Below are 21,673 nucleotides of genomic sequence, written 5' to 3' on the forward strand. Positions count from 1 at the left end.
TCATAAGCAAAGATAAATGCGTACCGGGCTTTGTCCGGCGCGATGAAATTTTGAGAGCTAGAGAGGTTTTCTATTATGGAACGTATTAAGACCATTGCTACTCGTGACCTGACCAAGAGCGTTAAGACCGGCGGCTGCGGCGAGTGCCAGACTTCCTGCCAGTCCGCTTGCAAGACCTCCTGCGGCGTGGCTAACCAGCAGTGCGAGAACAGCAACAAGTAATTTTTGCAAACCCCATGCCGCCTTTGCCGGGCGGCATTTTTTTGTGTAATTGGAATGGAGAGTAAAATGGTACACCAGTATCAATTGAACGGCTATAATATCGTGCTGGACACCTGCAGCGGCTCGGTGCATGTGGTGGACGATGTTGCATACGATATCATTGCCATGTACCCGGAGCATACTGCTAACGAGATCGTTTCGGCTATGATGGCAAAGTATGGAGACCGCGAGGATGTCACGGAGGAAGATCTGCGTCAGTGCATCGATGACGTGACCAACCTGAAGGAAGCAGGCAAGCTGTGGACCCCGGATACCTATGAGAATATGGCTTTCGACTTTAAAAACCGCAACACCGTGGTCAAGGCCTTGTGCCTGCATGTTGCACACACCTGCAACCTGAACTGCTCCTACTGCTTTGCTTCGCAGGGCCGCTATCAGGGCGACCGTGCGCTGATGAGCTTTGAAGTGGGCAAGCGTGCCATGGACTTCCTGATCGAAAACTCCGGCACCCGCCGCAACCTTGAGGTGGACTTCTTTGGCGGCGAACCGCTGATGAATTTTGACATGGTCAAAAAGCTGGTTGCCTACTGCCGTGAGCAGGAAAAGATCCACAACAAGAACTTCCGCTTTACCATGACCACCAACGGTATGCTGATCGATGACGATGTGATCGATTTCTGCAACAAGGAGTGCCACAACGTCGTTCTGAGTCTGGATGGCCGCAAAGAGGTCAACGACCGCTTCCGCAAGGACTATGCAGGCCATGGAAGCTACGATACCATCGTGCCCAAGTTCCAGGAGTTCGTGAAGAAGCGCGGCGACAAGAACTACTACATGCGCGGCACCTACACCCACTATAACACCGACTTCACCAACGATATCTTCCACATGGCCGACCTTGGCTTTACTGAGCTGAGCATGGAGCCTGTGGTGTCCAAGCCCGGCGACCCCAGTGCCCTGACCGAGGAAGATCTGCCCATCCTGAAGGAACAGTACGAGATCCTTGCCAAGGAAATGATCAAGCGCAACCGCGAGGGCCGCGGCTTTACCTTCTACCACTACATGATCGACCTCACCGGCGGCCCCTGCATCTACAAGCGCATTTCCGGCTGTGGCTCCGGCACTGAGTACATGGCTGTTACTCCTTGGGGCGATCTGTACCCCTGCCACCAGTTTGTGGGCGACCCCAAGTACCTGATGGGCGATATCTGGAAGGGCGTTACGAACACTGCCGTGCGCGATGAGTTCAAGCACTGCAACGCCTATGCCCGCAAGGAGTGCCAGAACTGCTGGGCAAAGCTGTACTGCTCTGGCGGCTGTGCAGCAAACTCCTACCACGCTACCGGCAACATTACCGGTGTGTATGAGTACGGCTGCGAGCTGTTCAAAAAGCGAATGGAATGCGCTATCATGATCAAGGTCGCTGAGAATCAGGAACTTGCCGCCAAGGGCATCGAGGTGCCTATTGAGCTGGGCTCCACCTGTAACGCCTGTGCTGATGGCGAAGCCTGCGAATGAGCACGACCACGCCTATTGTGGATTTTGTGCGCCGTTACGCACAGTCCGGCACCTCGCGGCTGCATATGCCCGGCCACAAGGGCCAGAGCCTTTTGGGCTTTGAGCCGTGGGACATTACCGAAATAAAGGGTGCGGATGAACTGTATGGGGCTGACGGCATCATTGCCCAGAGCGAAGCCAACGCCACCCGGCTGTTCGGCACGGTGCATACCTATTACAGCACAGAGGGCTCGTCCCAGTGCATCCGTGCAATGCTGTGCCTTGCACTTCAGGCTGCGCCCGCAGCCGGACAGCGCCCGGTCCTGCTGGCAGCGCGCAACGCTCACAAAGCGCTGTTGTATGCGGCGGCGCTGCTGGATTTTGATATCCAGTGGCTCTGGCCTGCGCCGCAGGATGCCGGTGCGCTTTGCAGCTGCCCGGTGTCAGCTGCAAAGCTGACAGGTGCTCTGCAGGGTTTTGCACAGCAGGGCAAAAGGCCCTTTGGCATCTACATCACCAGTCCGGATTATCTCGGCGGTGTGCAGGATATTGCAGCGCTGGCCGAAGTGTGCAAGGATTTTGACGTTCCGCTTCTGGTGGATAATGCCCACGGTGCTTACCTGCGTTTTCTGCCGCAGGGCGGTCAGCATCCTATTGCGCTGGGCGCGGCCATGTGCTGCGACTCCGGCCATAAAACGCTGCCCGTTGTCACTGGCGGCGCATACCTGCATCTGGGCAAAAATGCCCCCATTCAAAACGATGCCGCTGTGCGCAATGCACTGGCATTGTTTGGTTCCACCAGTCCGTCTTACCTGATCTTGCAGTCGCTGGATAAATGCAACCAGATCCTGTCGGAGGGTTATCCGCTGCGGCTTTTGCAGTGCTGCGGTCATCTGACCCGCCTGCGCCGGGAGCTGAACGAAGCTGCTGCTGCAAAACACTGCCCGGGGCCGCTGGCACTGGAAAGCGAACCTCTCAAGGTCACGCTGGATGCTGCTGCACTGGGCATGACCGGCACAGAGCTTGCAGAAGCGCTGCGCTGCGCAAAGGTCGAGTGCGAATATGCCGACCCGCGCTATGTTGTGCTGATGTTCACCCCGGAAAATCCGCCGCAGGACTTTGAACGGCTAACTTCTGCCGTTCTCCACATTATGGAAAACCTTACAGGCCCGTTCCCGCTCCCGAAAAAAAACGATCGTGAGCTTTTGGAGCTGGAACACGAATTGCACACCTGCTGCAGCATCCGGCAGGCCGTGTTTGCCCCGCAGGAGCAGGTGCCCACAGAGCAGGCGGTGGGGCGTATCTGCGCTATGCCGACGGTTTCCTGCCCGCCTGCGATCCCCATTGTGGTCAGCGGCGAGAAGATCACATCGGCTGCCGTCCGGCTGATGCAGAAATACCATGTAATGCAGGCGGCTGTCCTGCGCAAAACGATCTGATTGTTTCAAAAGGCCCAAAGGCATCGTGCGTTTTGCACGGTGCCTTTTTTGCGCGCATATCCTGCAAAGCATGTGCATACCTTTCCAGTAGAGACGGACAGGGAAAGGAGCACACTGCATGGAACTGAAGATCTTTCGGGATACGCTGCCGCAGGCAGGCACGAGCTGCACCGTCAAGGCAGAACTTCCGCTGGAAACCGAGATCCTGATTTCAGATTATCTTCCGCCGGTGTTCAAGCTGGTCAAATGCTTTGCAAAACCGGTGGTGCTGCAAAAGCAGCTGCAGCCCGGGCGGATTACATTGGAAGGCTATCTGCGCTGCACTGTGTTTTATCAGGGCGAGGACAGGGCCGGGCTTTGCCAGACCGAGCAGAAGCTGCCGTTTACAAAGCAGCTGGAGGTGCCGGAATTCTCCTTCACCAGCTGGATGGCCATGGTAGAAGGGCAGACTGAATACCTCAACTGCCGGGCGGTAAACCCGCACCGCATCGAGGTGCGCGGAGCCTATGGTCTTGTGGTTACTATCCATACACAGGATAAACAGGAACTGATCACGGCGCTGGCCGATGGCGGCATTGAACAGAAATTGCAGACGCTGAACGGCGTGCGCAGCACCGCGGTGCTGGAAAAGCTGGTCACTGTGGAAGGGGAGCTTGTGTTTGCAAAGCCGCCCGCAGCCATTCTGGATATTACCGGCAGCGCCGCCGTGCGGGAGGTAAAGCTGCTGGCGGGCAAGGCAGTGGTCAAGGGCGAGGTGCGTGCCCAATGCGCCTGGCGCGCGGAAGGCGAAAGCAGCCTGCAAAGTCAGGCGGCATCCCTGCCGTTCAATCAGGTGGTGGATTTGGAAGGCGTAGCAGAGGACTGCAGATGCATGTGCGTGCTGGAGCCGGTGGGCTTTGCCCTTGCGGAGGGCGAACAGGAAGCCAGCGGCCAACTGACAGCCAGCGTGATGATGCATTTGCACGCATGGCGGCCCTGCCAGCTGCAATACGTAGCGGATGCCTTTTCTACGCAGTTTGAAACCGCCGTCACGCCGCAGGAGTTGGCAGCAGAAGATCTTGCCTGTATGCTGAACGAGACAGCATCTTCCACGGCCTCCGGGCCGCTGCCAGATGCGGATGCTCAGCTGCGCGCCTGCTTTGTGTCTTATGGACCGGCGCAGGTAACACCTTACCGCGACGGCTGGGCCTTTACGGTGCGTGCCGTTGCCACCGCCTTTGCCGAGAACAGTCTTGCCGAGCTGGAAAGCTACGAAAAAACACTGGAGCTTGTCTTTCCGCTTGCAGTAGAAGCCCCGCCGGGTGCACAGTTCAGCCCGGAATGCTGGCTGAGCACCGAGAACATCCAGTGCAGCTGCACTGGCGGCACATTGGAAGTGACGGTCACCGCCCGTGCCGAAGGAGCCATCCTCTGCCGGAGCACACATCCGGGCATCGGCAGCATTGAGCTGGGCGAACCGCTGACGACTCCGGACCCGGAGATCGCACTGCGCATCTACTATGCACAGGCAGGAGAGGAGTTGTTCGGCATTGCCAGACGGTTCCATGTGTCACCGGCACAGATCCTGACGGCAAATGGGCTGGAAGCCGGTACGCAGGTCCTGCCGCAGGCGATGCATTTTCTGGTGCCGGGTGCATAAATCGACGAAGAACGCTGCCTTTTCAGGCGGCGTTTTCCTTTTGTGCCGAAAAGAAAGTGAAAAGGCCCTTTCTTCTCTGTGTGCGTGAGAGTATAATAAAAAGCGGTGTTTGAAATAGGAAAGGAGTAAAAAACAAAGATGAATTCCAAAAGTAAGCTCCTTGCCCCGGAGCTTGTCAATGCAGAAAGGCCGGTTTGGGCTTTCAGCAAAAAAATTTTCTGTGAGGGCATGCGGGATGGCGTTCCCATTGCGCTGGGCTATTTTGCTGTTTCCTTCTCGCTGGGCATTGCGGCCCGCCGGGCAGGCTTTACCCCGTTTCAGGGCTTTCTGGTCAGCCTGCTGAACAACGCTTCGGCAGGCGAGTACGCTGCATTTGCCATCATCATGGCCAATGCGACCTATCTGGAAGTGGCCATCATCACACTGATCGCCAATGCGCGCTATCTGCTCATGAGCTGCGCACTGGCCCAGCGCTTTGCGCCAGGCACACCCTTCTGGCACAGGCTGCTCATCGGTTATGATGTGACAGACGAGCTTTTTGGCATCACCATTGCACGGCCCGGCAGCCTGAACCCATATTATACCTACGGTGCCATTCTGCTGGCGGCACCGGCTTGGGCCATCGGTACGGCGTTGGGCATCATTGCGGGCAATCTGCTGCCGCTGCGGGCTGTCAGTGCGCTGAGCGTTGCCCTTTACGGCATGTTCCTTGCCATCATCATTCCTCCGGCGCGTAAGAGCAGGGTGGTAGCTGCACTTGTTGCCATCAGCTTTGCACTGAGCTTTGTGTGCAATTACCTGCCGGGTATCTCCGCTCTTTCGGAGGGCACGCGCACCATTTTGCTCACAGTGCTCATTTCCAGCGCTGCAGCAGTTCTTTTTCCGGTAAATCCAGAAGAGCAGGAGGCAGAGCATGACGCATAATCATTACATTTACATTGCAGTGATGGCGCTGGTATCCTATGCCATCCGCATTCTTCCGCTCACACTGATCCGCAAGCCCATCAAAAATCGCTTCATTCAGTCGTTTCTGTATTATGTGCCCTATGTGACGCTGGCGGTCATGACCTTCCCGGCCATTGTCAACGCGACCCAGAGCCCGGCTGCCGGTGCCATGGCGCTGGTGGTAGGCATTGCAGCTGCTTGGTTCGGCGCAAGCCTGTTTCAGGTATCTGTGGCCTGCTGTGCCGTCGTGTTCGTGCTGGAACTGTTCCTTTAAAATTTCTGTGCCCGGCAGGCTGTCATGCTGCTGGGCACTTTTTCATTGCCCTGCAGGAGGAAATTATCATGAAAAAAATTCTTATCACCGGTGCAGGCGGCTTTGTCGGCTCCCGCATTTTGCAGCAGTGGCTGGGAAAGTACGAGCTTTGCGCCCTTCCAAAAGGCTTTTTCTGTACAGCCGATGAAGCTCTCACCCGTGCACAGGTGGAAGCTTTGCATCCGGATGTGATCCTGCACACCGCCGCTCTTTCCGATACCAGTTACTGTGCGCAGCATCCGGCAGAAGCTTACCGTGCCAATGTGGAGCTGCCAGTCTGGCTGGCACGGGCTGCGCAGCAGACGAAGGCAAAGCTGATGGCATTCAGCTCGGATCAGGTCTATGCCGGTGTGCAGCAGCAGGGGCCGCTGCCGGAAACACTGGCCCTGCATCCCGCAAACATTTACGGCCAATACAAGCTGGAAGCAGAGCAGCGTGTGCTGGAGCTCTGCCCGGACTCGGTCCATCTGCGTGCCAGTTGGATGTATGACCTGCCCGGCTATGGGCTGCCCATCCGGGGCAATCTTCCGCTGAATCTTCTGCGTGCCGCGCTGAAGGGAGAGGCTCTGCGCTTCTCCCGGAACGACCACCGCGGCGTGACCTATGTGCGGCAGGTGATCGAAAATCTGGAGCCTGCCATGGCGCTGCCCGGCGGCGTATACAATTTTGGCAGCGGCAATGCCGAAAACATGGTATGCACCGCCCGGCAGTTTGCCGAAACGCTGGGAATCGCTGTGCAGATCGAGGAAGAAAGCTGGGGCCGGAACCTTGTGATGGACACCACAAAACTGGAACGCTTCGGCATCCGGTTCGACACCACTCAGCAGGGCATCCAGCGCTGTTTAAAAGATTACGGGCTGAGAACGCTGTAAAATTTCCATATCGCACAAAAATCAAATAAAACAAAACAAAAAAGCAGGAGTTCTGCGCGAAATTCTTCCGACCAAAGCGGAAAAAACGCACAAAGCGCCCTGCTTTTTGTGTTTCTCAGCGGGAAACAACCGTTCACGAAAAAGTCATACTTAATTTACAAGGATACGCAGTTTTGCTATAATAAATCCGATTTTTTGGTAAAGCAGTCGAAAAGAATGATTTTTGTCAAGATTTGAGGAGAGTGGAACATTTGAAGGAAGTCAAGCTCGAAGAGTCGGCGTATCAGTTCAACGCAAAAATGTCCCTGAAACAGGCGATCCCGCTGGGCCTGCAGCATGTCTGCGCCATGTTCGTGGGCAACCTGACCCCGCTGCTGATCATCACCAGTGCCTGCGGCATTGCGGGTGGTGAGTTCGCAGATCTGCAGGTCACGCTGCTGCAGAGTGCCATGTTTGTGGCCGGCGTAGTCACGCTGGTACAGCTGTTCACCATCGGCCCCGTGGGCGGTAGCGTGCCCATCATCATGGGCACCAGTTCCGGTTTTATCGGCGTGTTCAACAGTGTTGTCGGCAGCATGGGCGGCGGTGTGCTGGCCTATGGTGCCATTATGGGTGCATCCATCATCGGCGGCATCTTTGAAAGCGTGCTGGGCTTCTTCCTCAAGCCCCTGCGCAAGTTTTTCCCGCCGGTCGTCACCGGTACGGTTGTACTTTCCATCGGTCTTTCGCTGATCTCGGTGGGCATCAATTCCTTTGGCGGCGGCAACAGCGCAAAAGACTTTGGCTCCATGGAAAATCTTCTGCTTGCCCTGTTCGTATTGGTGGTCATTCTGATCTTCAAGCACTGGACCACGGGCTTCCTCAGCTCTTCCGCGATCCTGATCGGCATTCTGGCCGGTTACATTGCGGCCTTTGTTATGGGTCTGGTGCTGCCCACCACCGGTGTCACTGCCGATGGTGTAGAGTTTACCAAGGCATGGGTGCTCAACTGGAATAAGGTGGCACAGGCCTCTTGGTTTGCCATTCCCAAGCTGATGCCGGTCAAGATCGTGTTTGATATGCGCGCTATTATGCCGGTGATGATCATGTTCGTTGTTACCGCTGTTGAGACCGTGGGTGATATCTCCGGTGTCATGGAGGGCGGCATGAATCGTGAGCCCACCGATAAAGAGCTGTCCGGCGGTGTGATCTGTGACGGTCTGGGCTCCTCCTTTGCGGCTCTGTTCGGTGTACTGCCCAACACTTCCTTCAGCCAGAACGTGGGTCTGGTGGCCATGACCAAAGTGGTCAACCGCATGGCTCTGGCCTCCGGTGCCATCTTCCTGATCCTGTGCGGCCTGATCCCCAAGCTCGGCGCACTGATCTCCATTATGCCGCAGGCCGTTCTGGGCGGTGCTGCCGTTATGATGTTCTCTTCCATCGTGGTCAGCGGCATCCAGCTCATCACCAAGGAAAAGATGACCCCGCGTCAGCTTACCATCGTCTCGGTGGCTCTGGGTGTTGGCTACGGCATGGGTGCCAACAGCGGCATTCTGGCACAGGCTCCGCACGCTTTCCAGCTGATCTGCGGCGAGTCCGGCATCGTTCCGGCTGCGTTCGTGGCGATCCTGCTGAATGTGCTGCTGCCGAAGGATGACAAGGCAGAATAAAGCTCAAAGCTTTTGCCGGGCCAGCGCTTCCAATTGCGCAAGTGCTTCGGGCGTGTCGGCGTCGGCCAATTCATTCCGATCCGCAATGTAAACGGTGTGAACATGCGCGGGATATTTCCGAAGCAGAACACTTCCGCCCATGCCCTGCGGCAAGGTGAGCAGTTCCTGAAAAAGTCCTTTTTCAAACAGAACGGGACTTCCAGTAAGGGGAGACGGGTCGTTACGGACCCGGAATCCCAGACGGAAGATCTCCCGTTCTGTTTCTTTTTGCCGTTCCAGCCGAGTTCTTTGATCCCACCCGGAGATGCCTGCCATGGCTTCCACTGTCTCGCGGCACAAAAGCGGCTGGTCTCCCGGCAGGAACATGCAACCAAAAAGCTCCGGAACCTGTTCCAGCAGCGCAGAAAGACCCAGCCGCACCGTATCGTTTCGACCAGGCAGATCGTGCAGCAGCACCGGAACATTGCGGGAGTGGCAAAGCTGCGCAACTTCGTCCGAACGTGTCACCACGATGCGGGCCGAAAGCTTTGGAGTATCGGTCGCTGCAAATGCGCGGCATAGCATCGGTTCCCCGCAGAACGGCGCAAGGAGTTTGTTGGAGCCGAAGCGCTGGCTCAGACCGGATGCCATGATGACACAGCCCACCGGAAGAAGTTCTTTCATATCGTACCACTCTTTCTGAAACGAATTCACAATAGTATTATATCGAAATCTGTGTTAAAATAAAAGAACAGAGAAAAAAAGAGAGAGGAACCTGCATCTATGATGACGATCCGAGAATATAAGCAGGCCGAAAGTCTGGAAGAAGCGTGGCAGCTGAACCAGAAAAAGGCCAACCGTGTGCTGGGCGGCATGATCTGGCTCAAAATGGAGAATATCAATGTCGGTACAGCCATCGACCTGTCCGGTCTGGGACTGGACACCATAGAGGAGACCGAGGGCAGCTTTTCCATTGGTGCCATGGTTACACTGCGCCAGCTGGAAGAGCACGCCGGCCTTGCTGCGTATACCCATGGCGCAGTAAAGGAAGCGCTGCGGCATATCGTGGGCGTGCAGCTGCGCAATCTGGCAACTGTGGGTGGCAGCATCTACAGCCGGTTCGGCTTTTCCGATGTGCTCACGCTGTTTATGGCCATGGACTGTTCGGTAGAGTTGTACAAGGGTGGGATCATATCCCTGCAGGAGTATGCTGAGCGCCCCTATGACCGGGACATCCTTGTGCGGCTGATCGTTAAAAAGGAAGAAGCAGAATTTTTCTATCAGTCCGTGCGCAACAGCCAGACTGATATCCCGGTGCTTACCTGCGCTGCCGCCCGTCTGGAAAACGGCAGCTATCGCATTGCGATCGGTGCGCGGCCGCTCAAGGCTGTGCTGTTTGAGCTGCCGGCAAAGGCGGTTGTTTCTGCGCAGGAACTGGCGCAGAACTTTGCCGATGAAGTAAAGCAAAAAATTGTCACTGGCTCCAATATGCGCGGCAATGCCGAGTACCGCCGCCATCTGGCAGGCGTTCTGACAAAGCGTGCTGTTCTGGAACTGGAAGCACGCACGGCACAGGAGGAAAATTAAATGCAGATCACTCTTACATTGAACGGCATCAAGGTCACAGAGGATGTGGCTGCAGATATGCTGCTGATCGATTTTGTACGTGCCCACGGCTGCAAGAGCGTCAAGCGCGGCTGTGAGACCTCCAACTGCGGTCTGTGCACGGTGTTTCTGGACGAGAAACCGGTGCTGTCCTGTTCGGTACTGGCAGCGCGTGCCAGCGGCCACAGCATTACCACACTGGAAGGCCTGCAGGAAGAAGCAGCGGAGTTCGGCGGCTTTATCGCGGATCAGGGTGCAGAGCAGTGTGGCTTCTGCAACCCGGGCTTTATCATGAACGCGCTGGCCCTCTTCCGCGAGAATCCGTACCCCAGTGAGGAAGAAGTGAAGGAATATCTCTCCGGCAACCTCTGCCGCTGCTCTGGCTATGAGGGCCAGCTGCGCGGCATCATGAACTTTCTGGCATGGAAAAAGCAGAAGGAGGCCGCAGAATGAGTACCATCAACAAGCCTTTCCGTAAAAAGGATGCCATGCAGCTGGTCACCGGCCAGCCCGTCTATATGGACGATGTGATCCCGCAGGACTGCCTGATCGTAAAGCTGCTGCGCTCTCCGCACGCAAATGCCATCGTCAAAACCATCAACACCGCTGTGGCGAAAAAAGTGCCCGGCATCGAGGCAATCTTTACATGGGAGGATGTGCCGCAGGATGCGCCGCGCTACACGCAGGCTGGCCAGACCTATCCGGAAGCCAGTCCGCGTGACCGCCTGCTCATTGACCGCCATGTGCGCTTTGTGGGCGATGTGGTGGCCATTGTGGCCGGTAAGGACGAAAAGTGCGTGGATAAGGCTCTCAAGCTCATCAAGGTGGAATATGAGGTTTTGGAAGCAGTGCTGGACTATCACACTGCCAAGGACAACCCCATTCTGGTGCATCCGGAGGACAACTGGGCCAGTCTGTGCCCGGTGGGAGCCGACAACAAACGCAACCTCTGCGCCCACGATGAGAGTGGTTCCGGCGATATCGATGCTGTATTGGCGGCCAGCGATGTAGTCATTGACCACATTTACCACACCAAGGCCTGCCAGCAGGCCATGATGGAGACCTTCCGCACCTACTGCTCCATTGATACCTATGGGCGGCTGAATGTGCTCAGCTCCACGCAGATCGTGTTCCATGCACGGCGCAATATTGCGAACGCACTGCATATTCCCAAATCCATGGTGCGCGTGGCAAAGCCCCGCATCGGCGGCGGATTTGGTGCCAAGCAGACGGCGGTCAGTGAGGTATATCCGGCTTTTGTGACTTGGAAGACCAAAAAGCCCTCCAAAATCATTTTCAGTCGTGTGGAAAGCCAGATCGCATCCTCGCCGCGTCACGAAATGGAGATCCATGTGCGGCTGGGTGCCACGAAGGACGGCGTTGTGAAGGGCATTGATCTGTACACCCTTTCCAATACCGGTGCTTACGGTGAGCATGGCCCTACGACTGTGGGCCTTTCCGGTCACAAGTCCATCCCGCTGTACGGCAAGGCAGAAGCCTTCCGCTTTATCAGTGATGTGGTGTATACGAACCACATGTCTGCCGGTGCTTACCGCGGTTACGGCGCAACGCAGGGACTGTTTGCCGTAGAATCTGCTGTCAATGAACTGGCTCATAAGCTGAATATGGACCCCTTTGAGCTGCGGCTGAAAAACGCCGTACAGGAGGGCGATGTGATGCCAGCCTACTATGGGGCTGTCAACACCAGCTGCGCGCTGGACCGCTGCCTTGTCAAGGTGCGGGATATGATCGACTGGGAGCACAAATACCCTGCCCGTGATATGGGCAACAGCAAGGTGCGCGCTGTCGGTATGGGCATGGCGATGCAGGGCTCCGGCATTTCCGGCATGGATGTGGGCAGTGCCACCCTGAAACTGAATGACGACGGCTTCTACACCCTGATGATCGGTGCGGCCGACATGGGCACCGGCTGTGACACTACACTGGCGCAGATCGCCGCCGAAGTGCTGGACTGCCCGCTGGACAATATCACGGTCTTCGGAGCTGATACGGATACCTCGCCCTATGACTCCGGCTCCTATGCGTCCAGTACCACTTACGTTACCGGCAAGGCCACCGAAAAGTGTGCCATGAAGCTGCGCGGCCAGATCTGCAAGCTGGGCGCAGAGCTGCTGGAATGCACCGAGGACGAGGTGGAATTTGATGGAAAAGATGTTTTCAAGAGCAAAGATCCCACACAGAAAAAGTCTCTGAGCGAGATCGCGTATGCTTCTCAGTTCGGCCATATGGTGCCGCTGGAAGCCACCGAAACGCATACTTCGCCTTTGTCGCCGCCGCCGTTCATGGTTGGTGCTGCTGAGGTGGAAGTGGATACCGAGACCGGCGAGGTAAAGCTGCTGGAATTTGATGCCTGTGTGGACTGCGGCACGCCCATCAACCCGAACCTGACCCGTGTGCAGACTGAGGGCGGTCTGCTGCAGGGCATCGGCATGACTCTGACCGAAAACATCACCTACGATAAAAATGGCTACCCGGAAGAGAACTCTCTGTTCCAGTACAAAATTCCGGCCCGCACCGATGTAGGCAAGATCAAGGTTGAATTCGAGAGCAGCTATGAACCCAACGGACCCTTTGGCGCAAAGTCCATCGGCGAGGTGGTCATCAACACACCGCTGCCTGCCATTTCCGATGCCATCTATAACGCTATCGGCACCCGGTTCTATGAGCTGCCCATCACACCGGAAAAAATCGCCATGGCAGTTGCAGAAAAGCAGAAATGATCGACGAAAAAATTTTTCCGTTTCTTGCGGAGAAGGGACATGTTATTTCTCTGGTGGGCGGCGGCGGAAAGACCACACTGATGTACAATCTGGCTGCGAACTGCGCCCGCAAGGGCTGGCAGGTATTGGCCGCTACCACCACCCATATTATGCAGCCGCCCGGCGGGGTCTGGGCACAGACGGATGCAGAGCTTTTCCGCCTGTGGAAGTGCGGCAGTTATGCTGTGGCCGGAACCGCTGCACACGGCGGCAAATTAACGGCCCCGCCGCAGGCACAGCTGGAGCGCTGGATGACCCTTGCAGATATCGTGCTCATTGAAGCGGACGGCGCAAAACGGATGCCCTGCAAGGCACCCGCTGCGCACGAGCCGGTGCTTTTACCGCAGTGCGATACGGTTCTGGCCGTAGCAGGGCTTTCTGCGTTGAGGCATCCGCTCCGGGAGGTCTGTTTCCGGGCAGAGCTTGCCGCAGAGCTGCTTTGTGTTCCGCAGGATGCGCAGTTGACACCGGAACTTCTGGCAAAGCTGCTTGCGAGTGAAGCCGGTGGAAGGAAGGCTGTAGGGGATCGCAGCTTTTATGTTGTACTCAATCAGGTCGATACAAAAGAGCAGGCTGCTCTGGCCCGGCAGGTGGCTGATATTCTGAAAAAAATTTATCGGATTTCCTGCGCTACGTCTCATTTCGAGAAAGGAGAACGTGCATGAGCAAAGAAGGCAAGATCGTGTTCTGCACCGGCGGCGGATGTACCGCAAAGCTGGGAGCAGGTGTGCTGAGCCGCATTCTGGAAAAATTGCCGCGCGGGGAAAAAGACCCGAACCTGCTGGTGGGCTACGACAGCCGGGATGATGCCGCCGTGTACCGCATAACAGATGATATTGCGCTGGTGCAGACGGTGGACTTTTTTCCGCCAATGGTGGACGACCCCTATACCTTCGGCCAGATTGCAGCGGCCAACGCCCTGAGCGATGTCTATGCCATGGGCGGCGAGGTGAAGACTGCACTGAACCTTGTCTGCTTCCCGGAGAGCATGGATCTGAACATTCTGGGCGAAATTCTGCGCGGCGGAGCCAAGAAGGTGGCCGAAGCGGGCGGAAGCCTTGCAGGCGGGCATTCCATTGCCGATACAGGTGTGAAATACGGACTTTCGGTGACTGGCCTTGTGGACCCGAAAAAAATGTATACGAATGATTCCGGCAGGCCCGGCGACAAGCTGATTTTAACAAAAGCTCTGGGCGTGGGCCTGATCTGCACGGCAAACCGTGTGGGCGAAGCGGCACCGAAAGATATGGCCGGTGCCATTGCGTCCATGACAACGCTGAACAAAAACGCTGCCGAGATCAGCCGAAAGTATACGGTCCACGCGGCAACCGATGTGACCGGTTTCAGCTTTCTGGGCCATCTGCACGAGATGATGGGCGGAAAGCTTTCCTGTATCATTGATGCACGGATGGTGCCGGTTCTACCGGGAGCCGAAAAAGCGGCAGATGATTTTTTGTATACCGCTGCCGGACAGCGCAACCGCAACCATACCGGCCCATATGTCACTTTTGAAAATGTGCCGTTTGCAATGGAAGAGGTGCTGTTTGACCCACAGACTTCCGGCGGACTATTGCTGGCCGTGTTGCCAGAAGAAGCAAATGCGCTGGAAGCAGAGCTGCAGGCCGCTGGCCTGCCCGCAAAGATCGTGGGTGAGATCATACCCAAAACCGAACAGGAAATCACTGTAAAATACTGATGGAGGCCTACAATTATGATGCTGAAAGTTGATGCCCGTGGTGACGCATGCCCGCTGCCCGTTGTAAAAGCCAAAAAGGCGATCTCTGAACTGAAGGGTGCCGGTGAGGTGGAAGTGCTGGTGGATAATGAGATCGCCGTGCAGAACCTTACCAAAATGGCCCAGCAGAAAGGTTATCAGTACAGCGCCGAAAAGCTGGCCGAGCGGGAATACCGCGTGCTGTTCACGGTCGGCGAAGCGTCCGAAACACCCACTGAAGAAGCACCGGCCTGTGCATTGGACACCCGCACGGACACGGTGGTTGCCATCAGCTCTGATAAAATGGGCATTGGCGCAGATGACCTTGGCAAGTCTCTGCTCAAGGCCTTTGTGTTCGCACTTACCCAGCAGGATCAGCTGCCCAAAACAGTGCTGTTCTATAACGGCGGCGCGTCCCTGACCTGTGAGGGTTCGCCCATGCTGGATGACCTGAAGGCACTGGAAGCACAGGGCGTGGAGATCATGACCTGCGGCACCTGCCTGAATTTCTATGGCCTGACCGAAAAGCTTGCTGTTGGCAGTGTGACCAACATGTACACCATCGTGGAAAAGCTGACGCAGGCAGGCAACGTGGTGAAACCGTGATCTATCTGGATAACGCTGCCACGACCCTGCGCAAGCCGCCGCAGGTAGAGCAGGCTGTGCTGGACGCAATGCGCACGGCAGGCAATCCGGGACGGGGTGCCCATGAGCCCACGCTGCACGCAAGCCGTCTTGTTTATGCTGCGCGGTGCGCAATGGCAAAGCTCCTCCACGCACCAGACCCGTCCTGTATTGCTTTTGCGGCAAATGCAACGGAGGCCTTGAACATTGCATTGGGTGGGCTTTTTGCACCGTGTGATCATATCATCACAACGGTATGTGAGCATAACTCTGTTCTGCGGCCGCTCTACCGGCTGCGGGAACAGGGCTTGCAGTTCAGTTTTGCGGGCGTGGATGAGCGCGGACGGCTGCAATATGATGACTGGAATAAGCTGGTTCAGCCCAATACAAAAGCGCTGGTCGTAACAGGTGCTTCCAATGTGACCGGCAACGGAACGGATCTTGCAAAAGCAGCGGGTTTTGCGCACCGGCACAGCCTGCTGCTGATCGTGGATGCGGCCCAGACGGCGGGTTCACAGCCCATTGACGTACAGGCACTGGGCATTGATGTGCTATGCTTCACCGGGCATAAGGCGCTGCTTGGCCCGCAGGGAACAGGCGGCTTGTATGTACGCCCGGGGCTTTCCATCCAGCCATTGGTAGTGGGAGGCAGCGGCGTACACAGCTTTGATGAACAGCATCCTGCACAGATGCCCACCGCTCTGGAAGCCGGGACGCTCAATGTTCCGGGTCTGGCGGGCCTGTGTGCCGGTGTGGAATGGATTCTGGCTCAGGGTGTGGAAACGCTGTGTGCAAAAGAAACTGCACTGGCGGCGCTCTTTTATAAAAACATTCGAGATCTGCCGAACGTGAAGATCTACGGCGACCCGGAAATGCCGCTGCATGCTCCCATTATCTCGCTCAACATCGGAGACGAAGATTCAGCCCGCATTGCAGATATTCTGTGGGAGGACTACAGCATCTGTGTGCGTGCCGGCGCGCACTGTGCACCGCTGATGCATAAAGCGCTGGGCACGGTGGAGCAGGGCGTGGTACGGTTCAGCTTTTCGCATTTCAATACGGAAGCCGAAGTGCTGCAGGCCGCAGCCGCTGTTCAGGAGCTTGCACAGGAGATCTGATATGCGCATCAAAAAAACTTATATTGTTCTTTCATTCCGCACAACGCTGGATGCCATGGAATGGGAAAAGCAGTGCCTTGCGGAGAAGGTTCCGGGCAGGCTCATCCCACTGCCGCGCGAGATTTCCGCAGGCTGCGGCCTTGCCTGGCGGATGCTGCCGGAAGAATTTGAGCAGTGGCAGAACCGGCTGGACCCGGCACGTTACGATCAGGCCGCAGCAGTAGAACAGTAATAAAGACAAAACAGGAGAATGACGCATGGGTAAAATGCCGCTTTATACAATGCTGCAAAAAGCCCGTTCTATGGGCGGCTGGACGATGGTGGCCCAGTTAGAGGGCGATGCCGCGGGGAGCCAGCTGCTTTTGCTGGAGGGCAGGCCTGTGTGGCAGAGGGGAGACAGCACCGTACTGCTGCAGCACCTGACAGAACTGCAGGGCTGCACAGCAGCTGGTATCCACTCTGTTGCAGGCACAGACATCTTTGCGGAGCGCTTTGGCGCGGTGCCGCAGCTGGTAGTCTGCGGCGGTGGACATGTGGCTGCAGCCGTTGTGCAGCTTGCAAAGCTGCTGGGCCTGACGGTCCTTGCAATGGATGACCGCGAGGAATATGCACAGCAGCTGCGGCTGGCCGGAGCCGATAGAGTGCTCTGCCTGCCGTTTGAAAAAGCGCTTGCGCAGGTACCTGACGGCGCAGAGACTTATTTTGTGGTCGTCACCCGGGCACATGCATTTGATGTGGACTGCCTGAAGGTGATATTAAAAAAGCCTGCAGCCTATGTTGGCATGATGGGCAGCCGCGGGCGTGCCGCACTGGTGCGCCGTCAACTTCTGGAAGCCGGTATCGATGCCGAAAGAGTGGAGGCGTTGTACGCCCCCATCGGACTTTCCATCGACTCACAGACGGCAGAGGAGATCGCACTTTCCATTCTGGCACAGATCGTATCGATCAAGAATGCGCGTCCGCAGACGGAGGGCTTTTCATCTGCCCTTCTGGAAGCCATGGCTCAGACAGATGCCGCCGGGCAGCAGGCGGCGCTTGCCGTGATTGCGGCGCGGCACGGCTCTACGCCGCGGGAAATCGGCGCAAAAATGCTGGTTCGCACAGACGGCTCTATTGTGGGCAGTGTGGGCGGCGGTATTATGGAGCACCGCACCATTCTGGCTGCACAGGAAATGCTGACGGGAGCTGCTCCGGCGTATCAACGGCTGCATTTTTCGGCAGACGGCAAAAATGATGATGCAGCAATTGCTGCCTGCGGTGGGTCTATGGAGATCGTATTGACTCGACTCCAGCCCGGAGAGGAGATCAAATGAAGAAAGATGCACTGATCCTTGTGCGCGGCGGCGGCGACCTTGCTACCGGCACCATTCACCGGCTGTGGAGCGCAGGCCTGCGTGTGCTGGTGCTGGAAGCGGAGCATCCGGCGGCGATCCGGCGGCAGGTTTCTCTGTGCGAAGCCGTTTATGAAGGTGAGACCGCCGTTGAAGGTCTGCGTGCGGTACGAATCGAAACTCTGGCACAGGCAGAAGAAATCTGGAAACAGAATGCCGTTCCTGTTCTGGTAGACCCGCAAGGCAAAAGCATTGCGCCGGCAAAGCCGGATGTCCTTGTGGATGCGATCCTTGCCAAAAAGAATCTTGGCACAACGCGGGATATGGCACCCCTGACCATTGCACTCGGCCCCGGTTTCACGGCCGGGCAGGATGTAGATGTGGTGGTGGAGACCAAACGCGGCCACCGGCTGGGACGCATCATTCGGGAAGGCAGTGCCATCCCCGATACCGGCATTCCCGGAATCATTGGCGGCTACGGCAAAGAGCGCGTGATCCATGCCGGCACGGCCGGTATATTTATGGATCTCCGCAAAATTGGAGATATCGTGGAAGCGGGTGAGACCATTGCGCAGATCCGCACGGCAGATGGTGCCATGATCTCTGTGACCACGCAGATCACGGGCATTCTGCGCGGGCTTCTGCGTAGCAGCTATCCGGTAACGCCCGGTTTTAAGGTGGCCGATATAGACCCCCGCAAAGAGGAACTTTCCAACTGTTTTCTCATTTCGGATAAGGCCCGCTGCATCGCGGGCAGTGTGCTGGAACTTGTCTGCGCTCAACTGTGGAAATAAACCTGTAAAAAGCAAAAACCTCCGCTTCCCGGCGGCAGTACCGACAGGGAAGCGGAGGTTTCTATTTTTCATTTCAGTTGCGGTAGCAGCGGTCCTGACCTACCAGCCAGTCCTCACACAGGCGCTGGGCTTCCTCCAAACTGCGGCTCTCGCAGTCGAAGAATGCACCGTGCATCGAGCGATAGGAGTAGTGAACTCTCGGAATACCGTTGCCATCCTTGAAGCGTTCGCAGCGTTCTTCACCGGGCATCAGAAAAAGTTGTTCCATGGTTCCTTCTCCTTTGATTTCAGCATTCCGGAGCGGCTGGCCGGATGCAAGCCGCACAACGTTTGCTATTGTAGCACGCAGGGGAGAAGTTTGCTATTGCCTTTTTGTCCAAAGATATGTTTTGTTTTTCTCTGTGGTTGTGGCACAAAAGGACTTGACAAGATCATTCGTACAGGATGCGTTCCTGTTCCTGCATTTTCCTTTTTGCTGCCGCTTTGCATGGGCAGCTGCCTTGCCGTATGGAAAAACCGATGGAACGGATGAAAATATTTTGTGCACTTTTCACAGTTTTCTTCTCGAGATTTTGGTGGTACAATAGAAGCATTAAAATATATCCTTTCAGGAGGAGCACATGGCAGAAAAGAATATTGAACTGGATAGTGTAGAGGTCGCCGCAGCTGTTTTTGGCAACTGCGACCGGAACATCCGTCTGCTGGAGAACGAGTTTTCTGTTACGGCGGTCTGCCGGGGCACGCAGCTGCGGCTTTCAGGCGAACCGGCCAATGTTGCCGCGGCCAGCCGCGCTGTGGAGGGAATGCTGCTTCTGATCGAGAATCATACACCGCTGGAAGACCAGACCGTGCGCTACTGCATCAGTCTGGCGCACGATGGAGCAGAAAAGCGGGTCAAGGAACTGACCGAAGATTTTGTTACCGTAACGGTCAAGGGACGGCCGATCCGGCCCAAAACACTGGGCCAGAAGGAATATCTCAATGCCATCCGCACCAATGCCATTACCTTTGGCGTTGGCCCGGCGGGTACCGGCAAGACCTATCTGGCCGTTGCCATGGCGGTAAAGGCTTTTAAAGCCAAGGATGTTTCCCGTATCGTGCTCACCCGCCCGGCAGTGGAAGCGGGTGAAAAGCTGGGCTTTCTGCCTGGTGATCTGCAGCAGAAGGTAGACCCTTATCTGCGCCCGCTGTATGACGGCCTGTTTGATATGCTGGGTGCCGAAACTTACGAGCGCCTTGTGGAAAAGCAGATCATTGAGGTTGCACCGCTTGCCTATATGCGCGGACGCACGCTGGATGATTCCTTTATCATTCTGGACGAGGCACAGAACACCACACCGGAGCAGATGAAAATGTTCCTCACACGTATGGGTGTCGGCTCCAAGGTGGTGGTTACCGGTGATGTGACCCAGATCGATCTGCCGGAACGCACCCGCAGCGGTCTTGTGGATGCACTGCACGTGCTTAAAAATGTAAATGGGATTGCACAGTGCTATTTTACTGAGAAGGATGTTGTGCGCCACCGTCTAGTGCAGGAAATTATCAAGGCTTACGAAAAGGCTGCACACCCTGAAAAATAAAATCACCAGAATTCATATAAAGCCATCAGAAACAGAAAGGAGTGGACTGATTTATGTCCAATAAAGTTTTGATCACCAATTCACAGAAGGCCGTCAAGGTTCCTTCCGGTCTGCGCATTCTCATCCGCCGTGCCTGTAATGCCGTGCTGGAGTATGAGCATTTTGAAGCTCCTGCAGAGATCAGCGTGACCTTTGTGGATAACGCTGCCATTGCTGAGCTGAACAACCAGTACCGCAACAAGCCCATGCCCACCGATGTGCTGAGCTTCCCTCTGGGGGTGGACGGCAAATATGATGTTGACGAGAACAACGGCTGCAAAATGCTGGGTGACATCGTCATCAGTATGGAGCGTGCACAGGAGCAGGCAAACCTCTACGGCCATCCGCTGCAGCGTGAGGTGGCGTTCCTGACGGTGCACTCCATGCTGCACCTGCTGGGCTACGACCACGAAAATGGCGGTCTGGAAGCCATGCGGATGCGTGAGAAAGAGGAAGCTGTTCTGTTGCAGCTGGGCCTGCCGCGCACCGTAAGCTATACCGAGTAATTGATTCACCGTGCGGTTGCCGCACAATACAGACAGGAGCTAGATTTTGAGTAACGCTACACCCATTCAGGGGCATTATGATACTTCTTCCGTTTTTGTGGCTGTCATTGGCCGTCCCAATGTAGGCAAATCCAGTCTGACCAACCTTCTGGTTGGCGAAAAGGTAGCCATCGTCACTTCCAAGCCGCAGACCACCCGTACCCGCATTACCGGCGTGATCACCCGCGGGCCGATGCAGTATGTGCTGCTGGATACACCCGGTGTGCACAAGGCACGCAACAAACTGGGTAAACGGATGGATAAGACTGCCAGCGATTCTATTGCAGATGTGGATGTTTCCATGATGCTGTTTGAGCCTTACGGCGCACTGAATGAATCGGAAATGGTGCTGGTGGATATGCTGCGCAGCAGCGGCGGCCCGGCAATTGCAGTCATCAACAAGACCGACCTTGTCAAGGAGCCTGCTGATCTGGAAGCCCGCAAAGAAGAGCTGAAGGCATTGGGTGTATTCGACGATATCTACACCATCAGCGTCCGTGATAACGACGGCTGCGAAGTGCTGTTCGATGCTTTGAGCCGCTATGCTGTGGAAGGCCCGCATTATTTTGATGATGATGCCTACACGGATATGCCGGAAAAGGAGCTTGTGGCGGAGGTCATCCGTGAAAAGGCCCTGCTGTTCATGCGCGACGAGATCCCCCATGGCATTGCTGTTGTGGTGGAGCGCTTCAAAGAGCGCCCGGGCACCGACCTGATCGATATTGATGTAAATATCTACTGCGAGCGCGAAAGCCACAAGGGCATGGTCATTGGAAAAGGCGGTGCAATGCTGAAAAAAATTGCCAGTGCTGCCCGTGCAGACTGCGAAGAGTTTTTGGGTTGCCGCGTCAATCTGCAGTGCTGGGTAAAGGTAAAATCCGATTGGCGCGATAACGAGTTCCTGCTGAACAACTTTGGCTTCAAGCAGAACACCAATAACCGTTGAAACTTGCCAAAGCAGGACAGAATTCCCTTGGATGAACGGTTA

23 protein-coding genes are annotated in these 21,673 nt (G+C 56.1%); 21 read left to right on the top strand and 2 right to left on the bottom strand.

Annotated features, from left to right (window positions below):
• The first annotated feature begins 75 nt into the window (after nucleotides 1-75).
• The 8 genes from scfA (at nucleotide 76) to MTP41_RS00350 (ending at nucleotide 8,576) form a co-directional block, all read left to right on the top strand.
• Nucleotides 76-222 (top strand): six-cysteine ranthipeptide SCIFF, encoded by a 147-nt coding sequence (gene scfA, locus MTP41_RS00315; RefSeq protein WP_005926683.1) that lies wholly within the window; start codon nucleotides 76-78, stop codon nucleotides 220-222.
• A 66-nt stretch (nucleotides 223-288) separates the two neighbouring features.
• Entirely contained in the window at nucleotides 289-1,740 is a 1,452-nt protein-coding gene (gene scfB / locus MTP41_RS00320) for a thioether cross-link-forming SCIFF peptide maturase (protein ID WP_179859674.1), read from the top strand.
• The gene (locus MTP41_RS00325; protein ID WP_249235934.1) at nucleotides 1,737-3,158 is read left to right on the top strand and encodes an amino acid decarboxylase; all 1,422 of its coding nucleotides are present in this window, start codon (nucleotides 1,737-1,739) and stop codon (nucleotides 3,156-3,158) included. The genes scfB and MTP41_RS00325 overlap by 4 nt, the downstream gene beginning before the upstream one ends.
• A 118-nt stretch (nucleotides 3,159-3,276) precedes the next feature.
• A complete protein-coding gene (locus MTP41_RS00330; RefSeq protein ID WP_249235935.1) occupies nucleotides 3,277-4,797 on the top strand; it encodes a DUF3794 and LysM peptidoglycan-binding domain-containing protein in 1,521 nt (506 codons plus the stop codon).
• 138 nt (nucleotides 4,798-4,935) lie between these two features.
• A complete protein-coding gene (locus tag MTP41_RS00335) occupies nucleotides 4,936-5,721 on the top strand; it encodes an AzlC family ABC transporter permease (RefSeq protein ID WP_005942142.1) in 786 nt (261 codons plus the stop codon).
• Nucleotides 5,711-6,016, top strand: coding sequence for an AzlD domain-containing protein (locus MTP41_RS00340; RefSeq protein ID WP_005942135.1), 306 nt, complete (start codon nucleotides 5,711-5,713; stop codon nucleotides 6,014-6,016). Before MTP41_RS00335 ends, MTP41_RS00340 begins: the two co-directional genes overlap by 11 nt.
• 68 nt (nucleotides 6,017-6,084) lie before the next feature.
• Nucleotides 6,085-6,927 (top strand): SDR family oxidoreductase, encoded by an 843-nt coding sequence (locus MTP41_RS00345; protein WP_249235936.1) that lies wholly within the window; start codon nucleotides 6,085-6,087, stop codon nucleotides 6,925-6,927.
• A 299-nt stretch (nucleotides 6,928-7,226) separates the two neighbouring features.
• On the top strand, nucleotides 7,227-8,576 hold the full coding sequence (locus tag MTP41_RS00350; RefSeq protein WP_249236539.1) for a uracil-xanthine permease family protein: 1,350 nt from the start codon (nucleotides 7,227-7,229) through the stop codon (nucleotides 8,574-8,576).
• A 3-nt stretch (nucleotides 8,577-8,579) separates the two neighbouring features.
• On the opposite strand, the gene MTP41_RS00355 is transcribed toward MTP41_RS00350, so the two are convergent.
• Nucleotides 8,580-9,239: a nucleotidyltransferase family protein gene (locus tag MTP41_RS00355; protein WP_097777802.1), complete on the bottom strand. Its 660-nt coding sequence runs from the start codon at nucleotides 9,237-9,239 to the stop codon at nucleotides 8,580-8,582.
• Nucleotides 9,240-9,338: 99 nt separating this feature from the next.
• Here MTP41_RS00355 and MTP41_RS00360 point away from each other — a divergent pair, with 99 nt between their 5' ends.
• Genes MTP41_RS00360 through yqeB form a run of 10 tightly spaced genes read left to right on the top strand, consistent with a single transcriptional unit; the run spans nucleotide 9,339 to nucleotide 18,521 of the window.
• The gene (locus MTP41_RS00360) at nucleotides 9,339-10,142 is read left to right on the top strand and encodes an FAD binding domain-containing protein (protein WP_097777801.1); all 804 of its coding nucleotides are present in this window, start codon (nucleotides 9,339-9,341) and stop codon (nucleotides 10,140-10,142) included.
• Entirely contained in the window at nucleotides 10,143-10,613 is a 471-nt protein-coding gene (locus MTP41_RS00365; protein WP_005942122.1) for a (2Fe-2S)-binding protein, read from the top strand. It abuts the gene before it with no gap.
• On the top strand, nucleotides 10,610-12,901 hold the full coding sequence (locus MTP41_RS00370) for a xanthine dehydrogenase family protein molybdopterin-binding subunit (protein WP_097777800.1): 2,292 nt from the start codon (nucleotides 10,610-10,612) through the stop codon (nucleotides 12,899-12,901). The genes MTP41_RS00365 and MTP41_RS00370 overlap by 4 nt, the downstream gene beginning before the upstream one ends.
• Entirely contained in the window at nucleotides 12,898-13,605 is a 708-nt protein-coding gene (gene yqeC / locus MTP41_RS00375; protein ID WP_097777799.1) for a selenium cofactor biosynthesis protein YqeC, read from the top strand. The genes MTP41_RS00370 and yqeC overlap by 4 nt, the downstream gene beginning before the upstream one ends.
• Nucleotides 13,602-14,636 carry a selenide, water dikinase SelD gene (gene selD / locus MTP41_RS00380; RefSeq protein ID WP_097777798.1) on the top strand — a complete coding sequence of 345 codons (1,035 nt, stop codon included), beginning with the start codon at nucleotides 13,602-13,604 and terminating at the stop codon, nucleotides 14,634-14,636. The genes yqeC and selD overlap by 4 nt, the downstream gene beginning before the upstream one ends.
• Before the next feature lie 18 nt (nucleotides 14,637-14,654).
• Nucleotides 14,655-15,260 (top strand): sulfurtransferase-like selenium metabolism protein YedF, encoded by a 606-nt coding sequence (gene yedF, locus MTP41_RS00385; RefSeq protein WP_097777816.1) that lies wholly within the window; start codon nucleotides 14,655-14,657, stop codon nucleotides 15,258-15,260.
• Nucleotides 15,257-16,396: an aminotransferase class V-fold PLP-dependent enzyme gene (locus MTP41_RS00390; protein ID WP_097777797.1), complete on the top strand. Its 1,140-nt coding sequence runs from the start codon at nucleotides 15,257-15,259 to the stop codon at nucleotides 16,394-16,396. Before yedF ends, MTP41_RS00390 begins: the two co-directional genes overlap by 4 nt.
• Nucleotide 16,397: 1 nt before the next feature.
• Nucleotides 16,398-16,628, top strand: a complete 231-nt coding sequence (locus MTP41_RS00395) for a DUF3343 domain-containing protein (protein ID WP_097775510.1) — start codon at nucleotides 16,398-16,400, stop codon at nucleotides 16,626-16,628.
• Nucleotides 16,629-16,653: 25 nt separating this feature from the next.
• Complete coding sequence (locus tag MTP41_RS00400) at nucleotides 16,654-17,709, top strand: XdhC family protein (RefSeq protein ID WP_249235937.1); 1,056 nt, start codon at nucleotides 16,654-16,656, stop codon at nucleotides 17,707-17,709.
• Nucleotides 17,706-18,521 carry a selenium-dependent molybdenum cofactor biosynthesis protein YqeB gene (gene yqeB, locus MTP41_RS00405; RefSeq protein ID WP_118527061.1) on the top strand — a complete coding sequence of 272 codons (816 nt, stop codon included), beginning with the start codon at nucleotides 17,706-17,708 and terminating at the stop codon, nucleotides 18,519-18,521. The genes MTP41_RS00400 and yqeB overlap by 4 nt, the downstream gene beginning before the upstream one ends.
• A 73-nt stretch (nucleotides 18,522-18,594) precedes the next feature.
• On the opposite strand, the gene MTP41_RS00410 is transcribed toward yqeB, so the two are convergent.
• Entirely contained in the window at nucleotides 18,595-18,789 is a 195-nt protein-coding gene (locus tag MTP41_RS00410) for a DUF3873 family protein (RefSeq protein WP_005942104.1), read from the bottom strand.
• A 352-nt stretch (nucleotides 18,790-19,141) separates the two neighbouring features.
• On the opposite strand from MTP41_RS00410, the gene MTP41_RS00415 reads away from it, so the two are divergent.
• The 3 genes from MTP41_RS00415 to era are packed head-to-tail and all read left to right on the top strand — an operon-like array spanning nucleotide 19,142 to nucleotide 21,631.
• Entirely contained in the window at nucleotides 19,142-20,101 is a 960-nt protein-coding gene (locus MTP41_RS00415; RefSeq protein WP_005942102.1) for a PhoH family protein, read from the top strand.
• A gap of 53 nt (nucleotides 20,102-20,154) precedes the next feature.
• The gene (gene ybeY, locus MTP41_RS00420) at nucleotides 20,155-20,646 is read left to right on the top strand and encodes an rRNA maturation RNase YbeY (RefSeq protein WP_097775507.1); all 492 of its coding nucleotides are present in this window, start codon (nucleotides 20,155-20,157) and stop codon (nucleotides 20,644-20,646) included.
• A gap of 46 nt (nucleotides 20,647-20,692) precedes the next feature.
• A complete protein-coding gene (gene era / locus MTP41_RS00425) occupies nucleotides 20,693-21,631 on the top strand; it encodes a GTPase Era (RefSeq protein WP_249235938.1) in 939 nt (312 codons plus the stop codon).
• Nucleotides 21,632-21,673: the final 42 nt, after the last annotated feature.

The organism is Faecalibacterium sp. I4-3-84, assembly GCF_023347255.1.
GTDB classification, from domain to species: Bacteria; Bacillota; Clostridia; order Oscillospirales; family Ruminococcaceae; genus Faecalibacterium; species Faecalibacterium taiwanense.

Coding starts and splice junctions, on each gene's coding strand:
- MTP41_RS00360 (WP_097777801.1), top strand. CDS start 9,339: ATGATGACGATCCGAGAATATAAGCAGGCCGAAAGTCTGGAAGAAGCG.
- MTP41_RS00350 (WP_249236539.1), top strand. CDS start 7,227: ATGTCCCTGAAACAGGCGATCCCGCTGGGCCTGCAGCATGTCTGCGCC.
- MTP41_RS00370 (WP_097777800.1), top strand. CDS start 10,610: ATGAGTACCATCAACAAGCCTTTCCGTAAAAAGGATGCCATGCAGCTG.
- MTP41_RS00325 (WP_249235934.1), top strand. CDS start 1,737: ATGAGCACGACCACGCCTATTGTGGATTTTGTGCGCCGTTACGCACAG.
- yqeB (WP_118527061.1), top strand. CDS start 17,706: ATGAAGAAAGATGCACTGATCCTTGTGCGCGGCGGCGGCGACCTTGCT.
- MTP41_RS00330 (WP_249235935.1), top strand. CDS start 3,277: ATGGAACTGAAGATCTTTCGGGATACGCTGCCGCAGGCAGGCACGAGC.
- MTP41_RS00400 (WP_249235937.1), top strand. CDS start 16,654: ATGGGTAAAATGCCGCTTTATACAATGCTGCAAAAAGCCCGTTCTATG.
- MTP41_RS00355 (WP_097777802.1), bottom strand. CDS start 9,239: ATGAAAGAACTTCTTCCGGTGGGCTGTGTCATCATGGCATCCGGTCTG.
- MTP41_RS00365 (WP_005942122.1), top strand. CDS start 10,143: ATGCAGATCACTCTTACATTGAACGGCATCAAGGTCACAGAGGATGTG.
- scfB (WP_179859674.1), top strand. CDS start 289: ATGGTACACCAGTATCAATTGAACGGCTATAATATCGTGCTGGACACC.
- scfA (WP_005926683.1), top strand. CDS start 76: ATGGAACGTATTAAGACCATTGCTACTCGTGACCTGACCAAGAGCGTT.
- MTP41_RS00340 (WP_005942135.1), top strand. CDS start 5,711: ATGACGCATAATCATTACATTTACATTGCAGTGATGGCGCTGGTATCC.
- selD (WP_097777798.1), top strand. CDS start 13,602: ATGAGCAAAGAAGGCAAGATCGTGTTCTGCACCGGCGGCGGATGTACC.
- MTP41_RS00410 (WP_005942104.1), bottom strand. CDS start 18,789: ATGGAACAACTTTTTCTGATGCCCGGTGAAGAACGCTGCGAACGCTTC.
- yqeC (WP_097777799.1), top strand. CDS start 12,898: ATGATCGACGAAAAAATTTTTCCGTTTCTTGCGGAGAAGGGACATGTT.
- ybeY (WP_097775507.1), top strand. CDS start 20,155: ATGTCCAATAAAGTTTTGATCACCAATTCACAGAAGGCCGTCAAGGTT.
- MTP41_RS00335 (WP_005942142.1), top strand. CDS start 4,936: ATGAATTCCAAAAGTAAGCTCCTTGCCCCGGAGCTTGTCAATGCAGAA.
- MTP41_RS00345 (WP_249235936.1), top strand. CDS start 6,085: ATGAAAAAAATTCTTATCACCGGTGCAGGCGGCTTTGTCGGCTCCCGC.
- yedF (WP_097777816.1), top strand. CDS start 14,655: ATGCTGAAAGTTGATGCCCGTGGTGACGCATGCCCGCTGCCCGTTGTA.
- MTP41_RS00395 (WP_097775510.1), top strand. CDS start 16,398: ATGCGCATCAAAAAAACTTATATTGTTCTTTCATTCCGCACAACGCTG.
- MTP41_RS00415 (WP_005942102.1), top strand. CDS start 19,142: ATGGCAGAAAAGAATATTGAACTGGATAGTGTAGAGGTCGCCGCAGCT.